This is a genomic window from Klebsiella michiganensis (assembly GCA_000963575.1).
Taxonomy (GTDB): Bacteria; Pseudomonadota; Gammaproteobacteria; order Enterobacterales; family Enterobacteriaceae; genus Cedecea; species Cedecea michiganensis_A.
In genome coordinates this window covers 1,195,348-1,214,324 of the sequence record CP011077.1, presented here as the reverse complement: position 1 = coordinate 1,214,324, position 18,977 = coordinate 1,195,348, and the positions used below count along the sequence as shown (strand labels likewise).

Below are 18,977 nucleotides of genomic sequence, written 5' to 3'. Positions count from 1 at the left end.
AATAAAAGTAAAAGGCCTTCCCGTTTGGGAAGGCCTTTTTTTAAGGCTCAAACGGCCGCCGATGAAACTGATTATGGCCGCATTTCGGGCAAACCGGCAGCACGTCAGGCGTGTAAATCGCAATATGATGATGGCAATTTTCGCACACCAGGTTTCCAAGCCCTACCACTTCACCGCTGTGATACACCCCGTGATGGCTGAGATCTTTAAACACCTCCCGCCACTCAAGCTGCGTTCTGTCGGTAATGTCCGCCAGTTCTTGCCATAAACTCTCTTTAATCACCCGCATAAACACGCTGTCGGTAAACTCATCCTGACTTTCACCGTAGCTACGAGCAAACTCTTCAAGGTCACGGCGCACCGCACGCGTTACCTCCTCTATCTCCGTTCTGGTCAGCTCGCCGGTGTCATTCATCTGCTTACGGGCGCTTGCGACCAACGCGTCAATATCGCGCTCCCCCTTGCGCAGCCGTTCACTCAGCGATTCAACCAGTTCCCGATAAAATTGAGCAACCTTGTTCATCGTTAGCCTGCCTCCTTGAAGGATTCCCGCATTTGCGGCGTGGTAACTGATTCTAATAATAGACGTTAATCCGCCCGCGCTTTGTTAGATTAACCACACCCTGGGTAAAAAACTGCAAGGGTTACAGAACGGTGAAATGGCCACTGAGGGCGTCGAAAGGCTGTTTTGCCGCTGTCGAATCGGCTATGCTATGGCGATCTAAACTCGAATTCATTAAAGGCTACGTTTCGTAGCCGTCTTTCATTAACAGGACTACTGGCTGCCATGCAAGAGCAATACCGCCCGGAAGAGATAGAATCCAACGTCCAGCAACACTGGCAAGAGAACCGTACTTTTGAAGTGACCGAAGACGAAGGCAAAGAGAAATACTACTGCCTCTCCATGCTGCCCTATCCTTCCGGCCGACTACATATGGGCCACGTCCGTAACTACACCATCGGCGACGTTATCGCACGCTACCAGCGTATGCTGGGTAAAAACGTCCTGCAGCCGATTGGCTGGGATGCCTTCGGCCTGCCGGCTGAAGGCGCCGCGGTGAAAAACAACACCGCGCCAGCTCCGTGGACCTACGACAACATCAATTACATGAAGAACCAGCTGAAGACGCTGGGCTTTGGCTACGACTGGAGCCGTGAGCTGGCTACCTGTACGCCTGAATACTACCGTTGGGAACAGCAGTTCTTCACTCAGCTGTACAACAAAGGCCTGGTTTACAAAAAAACCTCGGCGGTTAACTGGTGCCCGAACGATCAGACCGTGCTGGCGAACGAGCAGGTTATCGACGGCTGCTGCTGGCGCTGTGATACCAAAGTTGAGCGTAAAGAGATCCCGCAGTGGTTTATCAAAATCACCGCCTACGCTGACGAACTGCTGAACGACCTGGACACGCTGGATCACTGGCCGGATCAGGTTAAAACCATGCAGCGCAACTGGATTGGCCGCTCCGAAGGCGTGGAAATCACCTTCGACGTGGAAAACAGCGCCGAGAAGCTGACCGTTTATACTACCCGGCCAGATACCTTCATGGGTGTAACTTACCTGGCCGTTGCTGCCGGTCACCCTCTGGCACAGCAGGCGGCGGTAAATAACCCTACCCTTGCCGAATTCATTGAAGAATGCCGCAACACCAAAGTGGCCGAAGCCGACATGGCAACCATGGAGAAGAAAGGCGTCGCCACCGGCATTAACGCCATTCATCCGCTGACCGGTGAAAGCGTTCCGGTTTGGGTGGCCAACTTCGTGCTGATGGAATACGGCACCGGTGCCGTGATGGCCGTTCCAGGCCACGATCAGCGTGACTGGGAATTCGCCACAAAATACAGCCTGCAAATCAAGCCAGTAATCCTGAACGCCGACGGTAGCGAGCCGGATCTTTCCGCCTCCGCAATGACCGAAAAAGGCGCGCTGTTTAACTCTGGCGAGTTTGACGGACTGGACTTCCAGCAGGCGTTTAACGCCATTGCCGATAAGCTGGCCGCGAAAGGCGTGGGCGAGCGTAAAGTGAACTTCCGTCTGCGCGACTGGGGCGTTTCCCGTCAGCGTTACTGGGGCGCACCAATCCCAATGGTTACCCTGGAAGACGGCACCGTGATGCCAACCCCGGAAGATCAGCTGCCGGTTATTCTGCCGGAAGACGTGGTTATGGACGGCATCACCAGCCCAATTAAAGCCGATCCTGAGTGGGCAAAAACCACCGTAAACGGGATGCCTGCGCTGCGTGAAACCGACACCTTTGACACCTTTATGGAGTCCTCCTGGTACTACGCGCGCTATACCTGCCCGCAGTACGACAAAGGCATGCTGGACTCTAAAGCCGCCAACTACTGGCTGCCGGTAGATATCTACATCGGCGGGATTGAACACGCCATCATGCACCTGCTCTACTTCCGCTTCTTCCACAAGCTGATGCGCGATGCGGGCATGGTAACCTCCGACGAGCCGGCCAAACAGCTGCTTTGTCAGGGCATGGTGCTGGCGGACGCCTTCTATTACACCGGCGTTAACGGTGAGCGTAACTGGGTTTCTCCGGTAGACGCTATCGTTGAGCGCGATGATAAAGGCCGCATCGTCAAAGCCCGTGACGCAGAAGGCCGTGAACTGGTCTATGCTGGCATGAGCAAAATGTCGAAGTCGAAAAACAACGGCATCGACCCGCAGGTTATGGTTGAGCGCTACGGCGCGGATACCGTTCGTCTGTTTATGATGTTTGCTTCACCGGCAGATATGACGCTTGAGTGGCAAGAATCAGGCGTAGAAGGCGCCAACCGCTTCCTGAAACGCGTCTGGAAACTGGTCTACGAACACACCAACCGTGGCGGGGCACCAGCGCTGGACGTTGCCGCCCTGAGCGAAGATCAAAAAGCGCTGCGTCGTGATGTTCATAAAACAATTGCTAAAGTGACCGACGATATCGGCCGCCGTCAGACCTTTAACACCGCCATCGCTGCCATCATGGAGCTGATGAACAAACTGGCAAAAGCTCCGCAGGACGGCGAGCAGGATCGTGCGCTGCTGAACGAAGCGCTGCTGGCCGTTGTACGCATGCTGTATCCGTTCACCCCGCACGTTTGCTTCGATATGTGGCAGTCGCTGGGCGGTGAAGGTGATGTGGATAACGCACCGTGGCCACAGGCTGACGAGCAGGCAATGGTCGAAGACTCTCGCCTGGTCGTGGTTCAGGTTAACGGTAAAGTACGCGGTAAAGTCACCGTGCCTGCCGATGCCACTGAAGAACAAGTGCGCGAGCGCGCCGGTCAGGAACATTTGGTCGCGAAATATCTTGAGGGTGTAACCGTACGTAAAGTGATTTACGTCCCGGGTAAACTGCTCAACCTGGTAGTGGGCTAAGCGCAGGAGGAAGCGTGCGACATCCCTTTGTCACCCTGTTAGTAACCCTGGCGGTGCTTGTCACCGCAGGATGTGGTTTTCACCTGCGTGGCAACACGCAGGTTCCTTCAGAGATGAAGACGCTGATCCTCAACTCTGGCGATCCTAACGGTCCGCTAACGCGTGAAATTCGTAAACAGCTGCGCTTAAACGGCGTAACGATTGTTGACGATACCGGCACGGGCGTACGTAAGGATATCCCGTCCCTGCGCGTGGGCGCTTTAGGCCTCAGCCAGGACACGGCTTCAGTGTTCCAGAACGGCCAGACAGCAGAATATCAGATGGTCATGACCGTCAACGCTCAGGTACTGATCCCGGGGCACGATATTTACCCAATCAGTGCGAAGACATACCGTTCATTCTTTGATAACCCGCTGACTGCCCTGGCGAAAGATGCCGAGCAGGATCTGATCATCAAAGAGATGTACACCAACGTGGCCCAACAGCTGATTCGCAAGCTACTCGCCGTGCATACAGCCGACCTCGAAGCAACAAAAGACGAGGAAAAACCGGTTAACGCGGTGAAACCAGCCGAAGCCGCAGGCCGGGTGTCCACCACTCTGCCAGCAACGTCTGGTAGCCAATGATCCGACTGTATCCGGAGCAACTCCACGCGCAGCTCAATGAAGGGCTGCGCGCGGCGTATCTGCTGTTAGGTAACGATCCCCTCTTATTACAGGAAAGCCAGGATGCGGTGCGTAAACACGCCCAGCAAAACGGCTTTGAAGAACATCACACCGTTCAGATAGAAGCCTCCACGGACTGGCAGGCGCTGTTTTCAATTTGCCAGGCCCTCAGTCTTTTTGCCAGCCGCCAGACGCTGCTCTTACTGCTGCCGGAAAACGGTCCTAACGCCGCGATAAATGCTCAACTGGAGACGCTGGTTAGCCTGCTTCACGACGATATTCTGTTACTGGTTCGCGGTAATAAGCTGACCAAAGCGCAGGAAAATGCCACCTGGTTTACCCAACTGGCAAACCGCGCCGTGCTGGTTACCTGCCAGACGCCAGAACAGGCCAATCTGCCGCGCTGGGTGTCTCAGCGCGCAAAACAGATGAATCTGACGCTGGACGACGCCGCCAATCAGCTGCTTTGCTACTGCTATGAGGGCAATCTGCTGGCGCTTTCTCAGGCGCTGGAAAGGCTGTCGTTAATCTGGACGGACGGGAAATTGACGCTGCCGCGCGTTGAGCAAGCCGTGAATGATGCCGCCCATTTTACGCCTTTTCACTGGGTGGATGCGCTGCTCGCAGGTAAGAGCAAACGCGCGCTGCATATATTGCAGCAGCTTCGCCTGGAAGCCAGCGAGCCGGTCATTTTGCTGCGAACCCTGCAGCGTGAGCTTCTGCAACTGGTCAATCTCAAACGCCAGTCGGCAACGACGCCCTTACGGATGCTGTTCGATCAGCAACGCGTGTGGCAAAACCGTCGCCAGCTGGTCACTGAAGCGCTCAATCGTGTTTCTTCGGAACAGCTTTATCAGGCCGTTCGTTTACTGACGCGCATCGAACTGACGCTGAAACAGGACTACGGGCAGTCGGTCTGGGACGATCTCGAAGGTCTTTCCCTGCTTATCTGCCATAAAGCCCTACCGGAAATCTTTATTGATGTCTGATTCATCTCTGCTGGCACTGTATGGCGGCACCTTTGATCCTATCCATTACGGTCATCTGAAATCCGTGGAAGCCCTGGCCAGGCTGGTGAAGCTAAAAAGCGTCACCATCATGCCCAATAATGTGCCTCCGCACCGCCCACAGCCGGAAGCCAGCAGCGCGCAACGCAAAGAGATGATTGAGCTGGCCATCGCGAATCACCCGCTTTTCACTCTGGATGACCGCGAGCTGACCCGCACCACGCCGTCCTGGACTGTGGAAACGCTGGAGCAGCTTCGCGCTGAGCTGGGGCCAAAACAGCCGCTGGCGTTTATCATTGGCCAGGACTCATTGCTCAGCCTTCATCGCTGGCACCGCTGGGAAACGCTGCTTACGCTGTGCCATTTGCTGGTCACCCAACGCCCCGGCTATCCGCTAACCATGGAAACGCCCGAACAGCAGGCATGGCTTGATGAAAACGTGACTGACGCCGTTGAAACACTGCACCAGCAGCCCGCCGGCAAAGTCTTTCTTGCCCAGACGCCGCTCTACGACATCTCCGCGACAACTATCCGTCACCGGCTTGAGAACCACCAATCCTGTGACGATCTGCTCCCCCCGGACGTGCTGACGTTTATTGTTCAGCAAGGGTTGTACCGCTGAGCGGCCAGGCCAGCGCTGAATCACTTGGGAGAACGGCAGTGAAATGCCCGGCTTTAGGCTATTATGTTTTACCGGAAGCCGCAGCCATTGACACCACTCCTCAGGCTGTTATGCTCCGCTGCCATAATTTCCTGCCCGTAATCCGGCTTTTCTGAAATAGTTTTACAAAAATGGCAATGCAAACTCTGGCGCGCAATGGGATGATAGCCCGCGCTTCGCGCTGGCGGGCCAATTTTTCAGCCAAAGCCGCCTGCCCTGCTGGTCCAGGGTTTTTACGGGCTAAACCAAACACTCTCATTCTCTCAGGGGGAACACTTGCAGGGTAAAGCACTTCAGGATTTCATTGTCGATAAAATCGACGACCTCAAAGCCCAGGACATCATCGCGATTGATGTTAAAGGCAAATCCAGCATCACCGATTGCATGGTCATCTGCACCGGGACGTCTAACCGTCACGTCATGTCTATTGCTGAGCACGTTGTTCAGTCCTCCCGTGAAGTTGGCCTGTCGCCAATGGGCGTGAAAGGCATTAACGCTTCTGACTGGGTTGTTGTCGATCTGGGCGAAATTATCGTTCACGTCATGCAGGAAGAGAGCCGCCAGCTGTACGAACTGGAAAAACTCTGGAGCTAACGGGTGAAGCTGCAACTGGTGGCCGTTGGAACCAAAATGCCTGACTGGGTGCAGACCGGCTTTACCGAGTACCTGCGTCGTTTCCCTAAAGACATGCCTTTTGAGCTGGTAGAAATTCCGGCTGGAAAACGCGGCAAAAATGCCGATATCAAACGTATCCTCGAAAAAGAGGGTGAAATGATGCTGGCCGCCGCGGGCAAAGGTAACCGAATCGTGACGCTGGATATTCCCGGTCAACCGTGGGATACCCCGCAGCTTGCCACACAGCTTGAGCGCTGGAAGCAGGATGGCCGTGATGTCAGCCTGTTAATTGGTGGTCCCGAGGGATTAGCGCCAGCCTGCAAGGCCGCAGCCGAGCAAAGCTGGTCGCTCTCCGCGCTAACCATGCCTCACCCTCTGGTCAGGGTGCTGGTGGCGGAAAGCCTCTATCGGGCGTGGAGCATTACTACCAACCACCCTTACCATCGTGAGTAAACCTGAGCGGGTAATACTAAGCAGCGAATGAAATTACAGAATTCTTTTCGCGACTACACTGCTGAGTCTGCGCTCTTTGTGCGCCGGGCGCTGGTCGCTTTTATCGGCATTTTGCTGCTTACCGGCGTGCTGATCGCCAACCTTTATAATCTGCAGATCGTTCGCTTTAACGACTATCAGACGCGGTCCAACGAAAACCGTATCAAGCTGGTTCCCATTCCGCCCAGCCGCGGCATTATCTACGATCGTAACGGCACCCCGCTGGCGCTGAACCGCACCATCTATCAAATCGAGATGATGCCGGAGAAAGTCGATAACGTTCAGGAAACGCTGGAGGCGCTGCGCCCGGTGGTTGACCTGACGGATGACGATATTGCGAATTTCAAGAAAGAGCGTGCCCGCTCGCACCGCTTCACATCCATTGCGGTCAAAACTAACCTGACGGAAGTTCAGGTTGCCCGCTTTGCGGTAAACCAGTACCGCTTCCCTGGCGTGGAAGTGAAAGGCTACAAACGCCGCTTCTACCCTTATGGCTCAGCGTTGACCCACGTTATTGGCTATGTCTCTAAAATCAACGATAAAGACGTTGAACGCCTGGATAAAGAAGGCAAGCTGGCCAACTACGCCTCGACCCACGACATCGGCAAGCTCGGTATCGAACGCTATTACGAAGATGTGTTACACGGGCAAACGGGCTACGAAGAGGTTGAGGTTAACAACCGTGGGCGCGTCATTCGCCAGCTAAAAGAAGTACCGCCTCAGGCCGGGCATGACATTTATCTGACCCTCGATCTGAAACTTCAAACCTATATCGAAACCCTGCTCGAGGGCAGCCGCGCCGCGGTGGTTGTCACCGATCCGCGTACGGGCGGGATTCTGGCATTGGTTTCTATGCCGAGCTACAACCCGAACCTGTTCGTCGACGGTATCTCCAGCAAGGACTACTCGGGCCTGCTTAACGACCCGAATACGCCGTTGATTAACCGCGCCACGCAAGGCGTGTACCCTCCGGCATCTACCGTGAAACCGTATATGGCAGTTTCCGCCTTGAGCGCCGGAGTGATCACCCGCAATACCTCGCTATTTGACCCTGGCTGGTGGCAATTGCCCGGTTCGGAAAAACGCTACCGCGACTGGAAAAAATGGGGCCATGGCCGCCTGAACGTCACAAAATCCCTGGAAGAATCGGCGGATACCTTCTTCTATCAGGTCGCCTATGACATGGGGATCGACCGCATTGGCGAATGGATGAGTAAGTTCGGCTACGGTCATCTGACCGGCATCGACCTTTCAGAAGAGCGCGCGGGCAACATGCCAACGCGTGAGTGGAAACTGAAGCGCTTTAAAAAACCGTGGTATCAGGGCGATACCATCCCGGTCGGTATCGGCCAGGGTTACTGGACAGCCACGCCAATCCAGATGAGCAAGGCGATGATGATCCTGATAAACGACGGCATCGTTCGCGTCCCGCATCTGCTGATGAGCACCACCGAAAACGGCAAGCAGGTTCCCTGGCAGCAACCGACCGAAGCGCCGGTGGGCGATATCCACTCTGGCTATTGGGAAATTGCCAAAGACGGGATGTATGGCGTCGCAAACCGACCAAACGGCACCGCACATAAGTTCTTTGCGAATGCGCCTTACAAAGTGGCGGCGAAATCCGGTACCGCACAGGTCTTTGGCCTGAAAGCCAACGAAACTTATAACGCGCATAAAATTGCTGAACGTCTACGTGACCACAAGCTGATGACGGCATTTGCGCCGTATGACAACCCACAGTACGCCGTGACCATGATTCTGGAGAACGGTGGCGCAGGCCCGGCAGTCGGGACCATCATGCGCCAGATCCTCGATCATCTGATGCTGGGGGATAACAACACGGTACTGCCGTCGGAAGCACCGGCCGCCTCGGCCGCTGAGGATCAATAAGCATGACTGACAATCCTAATAAAAAAACAATTTGGGATAAGGTTCACCTCGACCCAACCTTCCTGGTGACCATCCTCGCGCTGCTGGTGTTCAGCGCCCTGGTGGTGTGGAGCGCCAGCGGGCAGGATATGGGCATGATGGAGCGTAAAATCGGCCAGATCCTGATGGGGCTGGTGATCATGGTGGTCATGGCGCAAATTCCGCCTCGCGTCTACGAAGGCTGGGCGCCCTACCTCTATATTTTCTGTATTATTCTGCTGGTTGCGGTTGACGCCTTCGGGGCAATTTCAAAAGGGGCACAGCGCTGGCTGGATCTGGGCTTCGTGCGTTTCCAGCCTTCGGAAATCGCCAAGATTGCCGTCCCGCTGATGGTGGCCCGCTTTATTAACCGCGACGTTTGCCCCCCCACGCTGAAAAATACCGGCATTGCGCTGGTGCTTATCTTCATGCCTACGCTGCTGGTTGCCGCCCAGCCTGACCTGGGGACATCCATTCTGGTCGCCGCATCGGGCCTGTTTGTGCTGTTCCTTTCCGGCATGAGCTGGCGGCTTATTCTGGTTGCCGTTTTGCTGGTGGCGGCCTTCGTGCCAATCCTGTGGTTCTTCCTGATGCATGACTACCAGCGCGCGCGCGTGATGATGCTGTTAGATCCGGAAAGCGATCCGCTCGGCGCGGGCTATCATATTATTCAGTCCAAAATCGCTATCGGTTCCGGCGGACTGCGCGGTAAAGGCTGGCTGCATGGCACACAGTCGCAGCTTGAATTCTTGCCCGAACGCCATACGGACTTTATTTTCGCGGTGCTTGCGGAAGAGCTAGGCTTAGTAGGCATTCTGGTGCTGCTGGCGCTCTATCTGCTGCTGATCATGCGCGGCCTGTTTATTGCCGCCCGCGCGCAGACCACCTTTGGCCGAGTAATGGCTGGTGGACTGATGTTGATCCTGTTCGTCTATGTATTTGTAAATATTGGCATGGTTAGTGGTATCTTACCGGTGGTCGGCGTACCGCTGCCGCTTGTCAGCTACGGGGGGTCAGCGTTAATCGTGCTGATGGCCGGGTTTGGTATCGTCATGTCGATACATACTCACAGAAAAATGTTATCAAAAAGCGTGTAACTGGATGAGGTGCGCAATGGGTAAGCAAAAACGGTGGGCTGGCGTCTGCATCGCAGCAGCGTTACTGGCAGCATGTTCGTCAAATGATGAGAGTCAGCAGCCGGTTAATCAGGCGCCACAGCCGGCCGTGTGCAACGGCCCAGTCGTGGAAATCAGCGGCGCTGAGCCACGCTACGAACCGCTGAATCCATCAGTTAACCAGGATTACCAGAACAACGGCAAAAGCTACAAAATTGTTCAGAATCCGGCAAACTTCAGCCAGGCTGGTTTCGCGGCTATCTACGACGCTGAGCCCGGTAGCAATCTGACCGCCTCTGGCGAGGCGTTCGATCCTAATGCGTTGACCGCAGCGCACCCTACGCTGCCTATTCCAAGCTACGCCAGAATCACTAATCTCGCGAATGGTCGCATGATTGTGGTCCGTATCAACGACCGCGGCCCCTACGGCAACGACCGGGCTATCTCGCTCTCCCGCGCGGCGGCAGACAGACTGAACACCTCGAACAATACCAAAGTCCGTATCGACCCCATCATTGTTGCGCAGGACGGCACAATGTCTGGCCCGGGTACGGCCTGTACAACTATCGCCAAGCAGACCTATGCGCTGCCGGCCCGGCCGGATCTTAGCGGCGGCATGGGCAGCGCCTCCTCCCCGGCTCAGCCAGCGGCACCACAGGGTGACGTACGCGCTATCAGCAACTCGACGCTGCAAAGCGCAGATACCACTGGCGCGCCGGTTCAGAGCAGCGGTTTTCTGGGCGCCCCTACGCCACTTGCGGCAGGCGTGATAGAAACGCAAGATACCGCAGCCACGGCGGCGGCAACCCCCGCGACACAACAGCCTGTTGCAGCGGCAGCCGCCGCAGCGCCCACGCCGCCTGTAGCCCCACAACCGGCCCCGATTGTTGAGCAGCCGGCCCCTGCCGTTTCTGCCCCAGTAACCGCGCCAGGTTCGACGCAAGGCCACGTCCAGCGCAGTGCGGCTGCAGCAAGTGCGCCGGCCAGCAGCGGGCGCTATGTTGTTCAGGTTGGGGCAGTCAGCGACGGCGCGCGCGCCAGCCAGTGGCAGCAGAAGCTCAGCCAGCAGTTTGGTGTCCCAGGCGCAGTGTCTCATAACGGCGCCGTGTACCGCGTTCAGCTTGGCCCGTTCAGCAGCCGCAATGAAGCCACAGCCCTGCAGCAGCGCCTGATGTCGGAAGCGCAACAGCAGTCATTTGTGACTAACGCTCCCGCTATGTAAAGCCGTGACTGGCCTGTTTCTTTCCCGTAAATTTGTGTAAAGACCATTAACAAACTCACGCGCAAAGTCAGATGCCAGTCAAAAATGCTTTTGCTATAGTAAGGCACTTTTTTTAATTCCATCACGGACGTCGTAGTTCCATCATGAATACAGCTCCTTCTGCACGTTTTGTTAAGCGCCTGGCGCTCACCTCGGCTTTCGCTCTTGCGGCTATGGCCTCTGCTCAAGCTGACGACCTCAATATTAAAACTATGATCCCGGGCGTCCCGCAGATTGATGCAGAAGCGTACATCCTGATTGACTACAACTCAGGCAAAGTGCTGGCCGAATCAAATGCCGACGCACGTCGCGACCCGGCCAGCCTCACCAAGATGATGACCAGCTACGTTATTGGCCAGGCGATGAAAGCCGGTAAATTCGACGACAATGCTATGGTCACCATCGGTAAAGATGCCTGGGCAACCGGTAACCCGGTGTTTAAAGGCTCCTCGCTGATGTTCCTGCAGCCGGGTATGCAGGTACCGGTCAACAAACTGGTTCGCGGCATCAACCTGCAGTCAGGTAACGATGCCTGCGTGGCGATGGCCGACTTCGTCGCCGGTAGCCAGGATGCCTTCGTGAGCCTGATGAACGGCTATGTTTCAGCCCTGGGCCTGAAAAACACCCACTTCCAGACCGTGCACGGCCTGGACGCCGAAGGCCAGTACAGCTCCGCGCGTGATATGGCGTTGATCGGCCAGGCGCTGATCCGCGATGTACCGAACGAATACGCTATCTACAAAGAAAAAGAGTTCACCTTCAACAATATCCGCCAGACCAACCGTAACGGCCTGCTATGGGATACCAGCCTCAACGTGGACGGCATTAAAACCGGCCATACCGATGCAGCAGGCTATAACCTCGTAGCATCTGCTACCGAAGGCCAGATGCGCCTGATCTCCGCGGTACTTGGCGGACACACCTACAAGGGCCGTGAAACAGAAAGCAAAAAGCTGCTGACCTGGGGCTTCCGCTTCTTTGAAACCGTCTCTCCGCTGAAAGCCGGGAAAGAGTTCGCTTCTGAGCCAGCGTGGTTTGGCGATAACGACCGTGCATCCCTGGGCGTGGATAAAGACGTTTATCTGACCATTCCTCGCGGCCGCATGAAAGACCTGAAAGCCAGCTATGTCCTGACAACATCTGAACTGCACGCGCCGCTGCAGAAAAACCAGGTTGTAGGTACTATTAACTTCCAGCTGGACGGTAAAACCATCGAGCAGCGTCCGTTAGTTGTGCTGCAGGAAATGCCGGAAGGGAATTTCTTCAGCAGAATCATTGATTACATCAAACTGATGTTCCACCACTGGTTCGGTTAATTATTGAACACTTGAAAGTGTCGAAGTTGACCCCATATACTTAGCATCAAAGCAACTCCCGCCCGCTGGCGGGAGTTATTATTTTTATTGCCGTAACGCTGGAGCTCCCATGAAAACCAAACTTAACGAACTGCTCGAATTCCCAACCTCTTTTACTTACAAAGTAATGGGCCTGGCGAAACCGGAGCTGGTTGACCTGGTCGTTGAGGTGGTGCAGCGCCACGCCCCTGGTGACTACACGCCGCAGGTTAAACCAAGCAGCAAAGGTAACTACCACTCGGTTTCTATTACCATCAATGCCACACACATTGAGCAGGTTGAAACCCTGTATGAAGAATTAGGCAACATCGAAATCGTTCGTATGGTGCTGTAATCCGATAACCCGGCTCAGGCCGGGTTTTAGCTTGATGACAAACAGTCGAAAATCGTGGTTTTCGCCTGTTTGGGGCAAACCTGGGCACAGCATTCATTGCTTTGATTAGATCAAGGCGCAAGTTTTTTAAATCAATTAACTTTGTTTGCAGCCTCTAACCCGGCTCAGACCGGGTTTTTACTGTGATATACTTCCAGCCACCCTTTTCTCCCGGAGACGCTGTTTTGTCTCAAGACACTATCCTGATTCGCACCCTTGGCCTGCAGCCTTATGAACCTGTCTCGCAGGCAATGCACGACTTTACCGACACCCGTGATGACACGACGGCCGACGAGATTTGGCTGGTTGAGCATCCTCAGGTTTTCACTCAGGGCCAGGCCGGTAAAGCCGAGCACGTCCTGATGCCGGGGGATATTCCGGTTGTGCAAAGCGATCGCGGTGGTCAGGTGACCTTTCACGGCCCGGGCCAGCAGGTTATGTATCTGCTGCTGAACTTAAAACGTCGTAAGCTTGGCGTGCGGGAGCTGGTAACCATACTGGAACAAACCGTGGTTAACACGCTGGCAGAATATGATATCCAGGCTTACCCCCGCGCCGACGCGCCGGGCGTGTATGTCGACGGACGCAAAATTTGCTCTCTGGGGCTTCGCATTCGTAAGGGATGTTCTTTCCACGGTCTGGCACTAAACATCAACATGGATCTATCCCCGTTCCTGCGTATTAACCCCTGCGGCTACGCCGGGCTGGAGATGACACAGGTCAGTCACTTTGTCGAAGGTATCACCGTGCATGATATCCAACCCCGACTGGTGGAAAACTTTATCGCCCTGCTAAACCACCCGCCCTACCAATATCCTGACGCAGAATAAACATCAGGCAGGCCTCCTGCAGGCCTGACATTGTTTTTTTATCACTTTCTCATCCATCAGTTATAATCACCAATTGGATAATTCAGTAACGTCATTATTTAAATAATATGACAGTCCAGAATGGGCTTCTGTGGCTTAATTTTTCTCATTCGTGCTTGGGTTGGCAAAATAACTACGCTAATTCCCCCAAATGCTCTATTTGTATCTATAAATATAATATTCTTTATTTTTTTAGCGGAGATCTGACATGGGGCAAAACCCACTGTCTGAGAAAAAAATCGTGGATCGTGATGGTGAAAACAACTATCCCGTATTCAAGACGTTACGCAACATAGATTTAAACTTGCTGACAATTTTTGAGGCCGTTTACATTCATAAAGGCATCGTCAATGCAGCCAGAGTGCTTAACCTCACGCCCTCGGCTATCAGCCAGTCTATCCAAAAGTTGCGCTATATTTTTCCCGACCCATTATTCATTCGTAAAGGCCAGGGCGTCACGCCGACGGCGTATGCGGCACACCTGCACGAATATATCAGCCAGGGCCTGGAATCAATTCTTGGCGCTCTGGACTTTAACAGCAGCAACGATCAGCAACGTACCATCACAATTGCCACCCAGCCGTCCATAGGGGCTTTAGTTATCCCTAAAGTCTATTCTGCGATCCGCAAAGTTAATCCAAACCTGCTTATTCGTAACGTGCCGATTAATGACGGCGAGTCACAGCTAAGCCAGTTTCAGACCGACCTGATTATCGACACCAGCCGCCACTACGCGCGCACAATAACCAGCGTACCGCTGTATCAGGAAAGTATCGCCGTGGTCTGCCGGGAAGGTCATCCTTGTCTTGAACAGCGGCTGACTCGCGAAGATCTGCAAAATATGGAGCACACCTTCCTGATCATGCAGGATGACCTGCTGCGCGATCTGCGCCAGGAGATCAGCGAGCGGCTTCCCAACAGACAGATAGCGTTTAGCAGCTACAACTACGTCACGCTGTCCTCACTGCTTGGCAGCAGTGATTTGCTGGGCTTCATGCCCTGGCGGCTGTACGAAATGTTTAAAGAGACGTGGAATCTCCGCGCCGTCGACTGCGATCTGTTTGCCGACAAGGCGATGGAAACCAGCATGCATTTTAACAAGCTAAGCATCCGGGATACGGTTTTGCAGGAGATAATCAAAGCCATTCGCACCGAGTTCGCTTGATCCCCAGTGGTTTTCACCTCTTACCGGACGTTTCAGAGGTGAACACCATGCCTGTTAACCTCGCATTTAGCACAAAACAACAACCCATTTACAATTCTTTCTCCATTTCATGTTGGGGTATACTGATTCTCCCTGGCCGTGATGATATACTCCCGGCCATTAATTCAAAAATAGTTGATAGATCCTAACTTAGCTTGAATTAGCCTGACTTCATTATCCGCAACTGGAATACGCACCCTATGAGCAAACCCATTGTGATGGAACGCGGCGTTAAATACCGCGACGCCGATAAAATGGCTCTGATCCCGGTTAAAAACGTGGTGACAGAGCGCCAGGAACTGTTGAGAAAACCAGAATGGATGAAAATTAAACTTCCGTCTGACTCAACCCGTATCCAGGGCATTAAAGCGGCGATGCGCAAAAATGGTCTGCACTCCGTTTGCGAAGAAGCCTCCTGCCCTAACCTCGCGGAATGTTTTAACCACGGCACCGCGACCTTTATGATTCTGGGCGCCATTTGTACCCGCCGCTGCCCGTTCTGCGACGTCGCCCACGGCCGCCCCGTTGCGCCGGATGCCAATGAACCCGAAAAACTGGCGCAAACCATAGCCGATATGGGCCTGCGTTACGTCGTGATTACCTCCGTTGACCGTGACGACCTGCGTGACGGCGGTGCCCAGCACTTCGCAGACTGCATCCGTGCTATCCGCGAAAAAAACCCAACCATCAAAATTGAAACGCTGGTGCCTGACTTCCGTGGCCGTATGGACCGCGCGCTGGACATTCTGACGGCAACGCCACCTGACGTGTTCAACCACAACCTGGAAAACGTACCGCGCGTCTACCGCAACGTCCGTCCAGGCGCAGACTACAACTGGTCACTTAAGCTGCTTGAACGCTTTAAAGAAGCCCATCCGGATATCCCTACCAAGTCCGGTCTGATGGTAGGCCTGGGCGAAACCAACGAAGAGATCATCGAAGTGATGCGCGACCTGCGCCGTCACGGCGTGACCATGCTGACGCTGGGCCAGTATCTCCAGCCAAGCCGTCACCACTTGCCGGTACAGCGCTATGTTAGCCCGGATGAGTTTGAAGAGATGAAAGCCGAAGCGCTGGCAATGGGCTTCACCCACGCCGCCTGTGGCCCGTTTGTTCGCTCTTCCTATCACGCCGATCTGCAGGCAAAAGGGATGGAAGTGAAGTAACAAGAGTTACATATTGTTACGTTTAAACTGACACACATTAAAAAACCGGCCATTATGAGCCGGTTTTTTATTTTGCAGTCGTCATTCAGTCTTTGTGAACGATGCGCTGTTCTGCAGAGGCTTCAGCTTCGGTATCGGGCTTTTTGCCACTGTCGTCTTCAGCCATCGCTTTCTTAAAGCCTTTGATGGCAGAACCGAGATCGCCGCCCAGCGTGCGCAGCTTCTTGGTACCAAACAGCAATACGATCAGCGCGCCGACAACCAGCAGCTTAGTGATACTAATCTCTCCCATACCTACCTTCTTTTGTGATGCGTGCCGTGACAACGGCGAATAAAAGACCTGATTGCATTAACGGACATTTGTCCGCGCGACACAATAGCAATCTGTAACAAGGTGAATCAAGGTTTGATTAAAAAAACATCATAGCATTTGCGGCACCGCAAAACGCCGGTTAAGCAGCACCGGCAGCATTTGCCTGACCGCCGCCACACGCTCTGCTGCGATCTCGGCAAAAATCAGCGCCGGGGACTCTGCTGCCGCCGCAACGGTCACTCCCAGCGGATCAATGATTCGGCTCTGGCCAATATTCTTATTGCCGCACTCCCCGGAAGCAACCACGTAACAGGTCGAGTCCAGCGCGCGCGCGGCGAGAAGCGTTGCCCAGTGAGCCTCTTTATGCGGGCCTTTCAGCCAGGCCGCGGGCAAAACCAGAACCTCTGCCCCGCTAAGTGCCAGGCTCAGCGCCATGTCAGGAAAACGCAGGTCGTAGCAGGTCATAAGCCCCACGTTCATCCCGGCAACCTTAATCAAGGGGGCCAGGCTTGCCCCGGCGTCCACCAGCCGGGACTCCTGCACGCTGAAAGCGTCGTACAGATGAACTTTCTGGTAGCTCGCCACAATCTCGCCGCTGCGGATTGCCAGCAAGGTGTTTGCCGCCCGCCCTTCTTGGGTAGGGACATGCAGCGTTAGCACCGTTGTCATATCGTTCTTCCGGCTTTCAGCCTGCAGCTGTTGCACATAGCCGCCATCCAGCTTCTGCGCTGACTTGACTGACAAATCCGAATCGCTATCACTCCGGGCCAGTACCGCCTCGGGTAAGACTAACAAATCGGCCTCTTTCGCCGCCGCCTGCGCCATCAGGCTAACGCAGGTTGCCGCGTTTTCCTGCCAGACTGGCCCTACAACGAACTGCCCCACAGCAACCTTCATATTCGCCTCACCGCTCAAAGGATTAATTACAGCACATTGGGTATAAATCTCCCGCGCTGAACGCTACACTTTTTCCATTGCTGATGTTTAATAAGGATTAATCGTGATTCAGATGCTTTTCGCCGTCTTTATCGGCGGCGGGATGGGCAGCGTAGCACGCTGGTTTCTCAGTATGAAGTTCAATCCGTTGCACATGGGGATCCCCATCGGGACGCTAATCGCTAACCTGACCGGGGCATTTATCATCGGCCTTGGGCTGGCGCTGTTTAGCCGCTTCAGCAATGTCGACCCGATGTGGAAGCTATTAATCACCACTGGTTTTTGCGGCGGCCTGACGACGTTCTCGACGTTTTCTGCGGAAGTCGTTTTACTGCTACAGGATGGGCGATTGATGTGGGCAAGCATGAACGTCCTGCTCAACCTTGCGGGCTCATTTATGATGACCGCGCTCGCATTTTGGTTGGTTTCTCTTTTCGTGACCCAATAAGCCGGCTGCGTTAATGTTAGCTTAATTTTTCTCTGCCACTATCCCTGCCATATCTTTGGGGGAACAGGCAATGAAAGAGCAAATAACCGGCTGGGCGAGCGTGCTGATAAGCGTCATCATCGTCGGGCTGTTTTTGAAAACGTATCTGTTTGCCTGAGAAATCACAGGCAAAAAAAAACCCGCCTTAGCGGGTTTTTATATTCTACTGGTAATGACTTAGATAGGCATTACGTTTGCAGCAGAAGGGCCTTTGGCACCGTTAGTGATTTCAAACTCAACGCGCTGGCCTTCAGCCAGGGTTTTGAAACCATTGCTCTGGATTGCAGAGAAGTGTACGAACACGTCTTTGCTGCCATCTTCCGGAGTAATGAAGCCGAAGCCTTTGGATTCATTAAACCACTTAACGTTACCTTTAATCTTAGACATCAAAATTACCTTTACATGAAAAAACGACACAAATGCTGTGTCGGGCATCAGTACAACAATTGTGGTGGCTTTTGTCCAGTCCAGAATTGCTAAAAAGTGATAAAAGTCGCTAACTTTTTACTAGCTTGCGCATTACACCTTGTTTTTTAAGGGGTATAAAAACCCTCAGTTTTCACAGGCTTCAGGCGCACAAAATCAGAACTGGAACCGCATCCAGGCAAAGTAGACATTACCGTTATTATAGGTACCCGGAATGTAGGTCATCTGGAAAGTCGCCGGACCATAGCCAATCGAAGCCAGCGGCAGCACCACCGGGATAGGAATATAGTTCCAGTTGTCGCGAGCAGTGACACCGACGGTATACCCCAGACCTAAATGGAAATTATCATCGCGTAGCGGTCGCCAGGTTTTCTCCCAGCCGTAACCGCCGATAGGCTCCCACTTATTAAAGGAGTCCTTGAACGCCATCAAATAGATGCCATTCCAGTTGCCATTTTCATCCCAGCGAGACTGACCAAAACCTGCACCCCACGGCCGCTCGTTATAGCGATCGGTTTTCTCTTTGTCATAGGCAAAGCGGGCGTGCCAGGTAATCGCCGGCACGTAAAGATCATAATGTTCTGGCTCGTGCCAGGTTTTAGAAACCTGGCCAGAGAAGGTGTCCCATGCATTGCTGAAAAAGCCGCCTTCCGCAGCAGCAGAAGTGCTCAACCCAAGCGTGCAAACAAAAATCAAAATTGAGAACAGTTTATTCGTGTAAGTCACGTCGTTATTACCATATTAAAATTCGACA

Annotated in this window: 20 protein-coding genes; 15 read left to right on the top strand and 5 right to left on the bottom strand. The window is 54.0% G+C overall.

Features of this window, described 5'->3' with window-relative positions; all coding sequences use genetic code 11:
- Window positions 1-40 precede the first annotated feature (40 nt).
- Window positions 41-523 (bottom strand): hypothetical protein, encoded by a 483-nt coding sequence (locus VW41_05740; protein AJZ88571.1) that lies wholly within the window; start codon window positions 521-523, stop codon window positions 41-43.
- A 264-nt stretch (window positions 524-787) separates the two neighbouring features.
- Here VW41_05740 and leuS point away from each other — a divergent pair, with 264 nt between their 5' ends.
- The 14 genes from leuS (at window position 788) to VW41_05670 (ending at window position 16,061) form a co-directional block, all read left to right on the top strand.
- On the top strand, window positions 788-3,370 hold the full coding sequence (leuS, locus tag VW41_05735) for a leucine--tRNA ligase (GenBank protein AJZ88570.1): 2,583 nt from the start codon (window positions 788-790) through the stop codon (window positions 3,368-3,370).
- 14 nt (window positions 3,371-3,384) lie between these two features.
- Complete coding sequence (locus tag VW41_05730) at window positions 3,385-3,996, top strand: LPS biosynthesis protein (protein ID AJZ88569.1); 612 nt, start codon at window positions 3,385-3,387, stop codon at window positions 3,994-3,996.
- Window positions 3,993-5,024 (top strand): DNA polymerase III subunit delta, encoded by a 1,032-nt coding sequence (holA, locus tag VW41_05725; protein AJZ88568.1) that lies wholly within the window; start codon window positions 3,993-3,995, stop codon window positions 5,022-5,024. The genes VW41_05730 and holA overlap by 4 nt, the downstream gene beginning before the upstream one ends.
- Entirely contained in the window at window positions 5,017-5,664 is a 648-nt protein-coding gene (locus tag VW41_05720; protein ID AJZ88567.1) for a nicotinate-nucleotide adenylyltransferase, read from the top strand. Before holA ends, VW41_05720 begins: the two co-directional genes overlap by 8 nt.
- 315 nt (window positions 5,665-5,979) lie before the next feature.
- Entirely contained in the window at window positions 5,980-6,297 is a 318-nt protein-coding gene (locus VW41_05715) for a ribosome-associated protein (GenBank protein ID AJZ88566.1), read from the top strand.
- Window positions 6,298-6,300: 3 nt separating this feature from the next.
- A complete protein-coding gene (locus VW41_05710; protein ID AJZ88565.1) occupies window positions 6,301-6,771 on the top strand; it encodes a 50S rRNA methyltransferase in 471 nt (156 codons plus the stop codon).
- A gap of 27 nt (window positions 6,772-6,798) precedes the next feature.
- On the top strand, window positions 6,799-8,700 hold the full coding sequence (locus tag VW41_05705; protein AJZ88564.1) for a penicillin-binding protein 2: 1,902 nt from the start codon (window positions 6,799-6,801) through the stop codon (window positions 8,698-8,700).
- Between the two features lie 2 nt (window positions 8,701-8,702).
- Window positions 8,703-9,815, top strand: coding sequence for a cell wall shape-determining protein (locus VW41_05700; protein ID AJZ88563.1), 1,113 nt, complete (start codon window positions 8,703-8,705; stop codon window positions 9,813-9,815).
- Between the two features lie 16 nt (window positions 9,816-9,831).
- A complete protein-coding gene (locus tag VW41_05695) occupies window positions 9,832-11,055 on the top strand; it encodes a lipoprotein (protein ID AJZ88562.1) in 1,224 nt (407 codons plus the stop codon).
- A 143-nt stretch (window positions 11,056-11,198) separates the two neighbouring features.
- Window positions 11,199-12,410 carry a D-alanyl-D-alanine carboxypeptidase gene (locus VW41_05690; GenBank protein ID AJZ88561.1) on the top strand — a complete coding sequence of 404 codons (1,212 nt, stop codon included), beginning with the start codon at window positions 11,199-11,201 and terminating at the stop codon, window positions 12,408-12,410.
- A 109-nt stretch (window positions 12,411-12,519) separates the two neighbouring features.
- A complete protein-coding gene (locus tag VW41_05685) occupies window positions 12,520-12,783 on the top strand; it encodes a hypothetical protein (protein ID AJZ88560.1) in 264 nt (87 codons plus the stop codon).
- Between the two features lie 224 nt (window positions 12,784-13,007).
- Window positions 13,008-13,652, top strand: a complete 645-nt coding sequence (locus VW41_05680; GenBank protein AJZ88559.1) for a lipoate--protein ligase — start codon at window positions 13,008-13,010, stop codon at window positions 13,650-13,652.
- Window positions 13,653-13,899: 247 nt separating this feature from the next.
- Window positions 13,900-14,856, top strand: coding sequence for a LysR family transcriptional regulator (locus VW41_05675; protein AJZ88558.1), 957 nt, complete (start codon window positions 13,900-13,902; stop codon window positions 14,854-14,856).
- Between the two features lie 239 nt (window positions 14,857-15,095).
- Window positions 15,096-16,061: a lipoyl synthase gene (locus VW41_05670; GenBank protein AJZ88557.1), complete on the top strand. Its 966-nt coding sequence runs from the start codon at window positions 15,096-15,098 to the stop codon at window positions 16,059-16,061.
- 85 nt (window positions 16,062-16,146) lie between these two features.
- Here the strand turns inward: VW41_05670 and tatE are convergent, their stop codons facing one another.
- Together tatE and VW41_05660 are read right to left on the bottom strand one after the other, a co-directional pair.
- Entirely contained in the window at window positions 16,147-16,353 is a 207-nt protein-coding gene (tatE, locus tag VW41_05665) for a preprotein translocase subunit SecE (GenBank protein AJZ88556.1), read from the bottom strand.
- Between the two features lie 129 nt (window positions 16,354-16,482).
- Entirely contained in the window at window positions 16,483-17,271 is a 789-nt protein-coding gene (locus VW41_05660) for a hydrolase (GenBank protein AJZ88555.1), read from the bottom strand.
- A 103-nt stretch (window positions 17,272-17,374) separates the two neighbouring features.
- On the opposite strand from VW41_05660, the gene VW41_05655 reads away from it, so the two are divergent.
- A complete protein-coding gene (locus VW41_05655; protein AJZ88554.1) occupies window positions 17,375-17,758 on the top strand; it encodes a camphor resistance protein CrcB in 384 nt (127 codons plus the stop codon).
- A 216-nt stretch (window positions 17,759-17,974) separates the two neighbouring features.
- Here the strand turns inward: VW41_05655 and VW41_05650 are convergent, their stop codons facing one another.
- A complete protein-coding gene (locus tag VW41_05650) occupies window positions 17,975-18,184 on the bottom strand; it encodes a cold-shock protein (protein ID AJZ88553.1) in 210 nt (69 codons plus the stop codon).
- Window positions 18,185-18,379: 195 nt separating this feature from the next.
- Window positions 18,380-18,949, bottom strand: coding sequence for a phospholipid:lipid A palmitoyltransferase (pagP, locus tag VW41_05645; protein ID AJZ88552.1), 570 nt, complete (start codon window positions 18,947-18,949; stop codon window positions 18,380-18,382).
- Window positions 18,950-18,977: the final 28 nt, after the last annotated feature.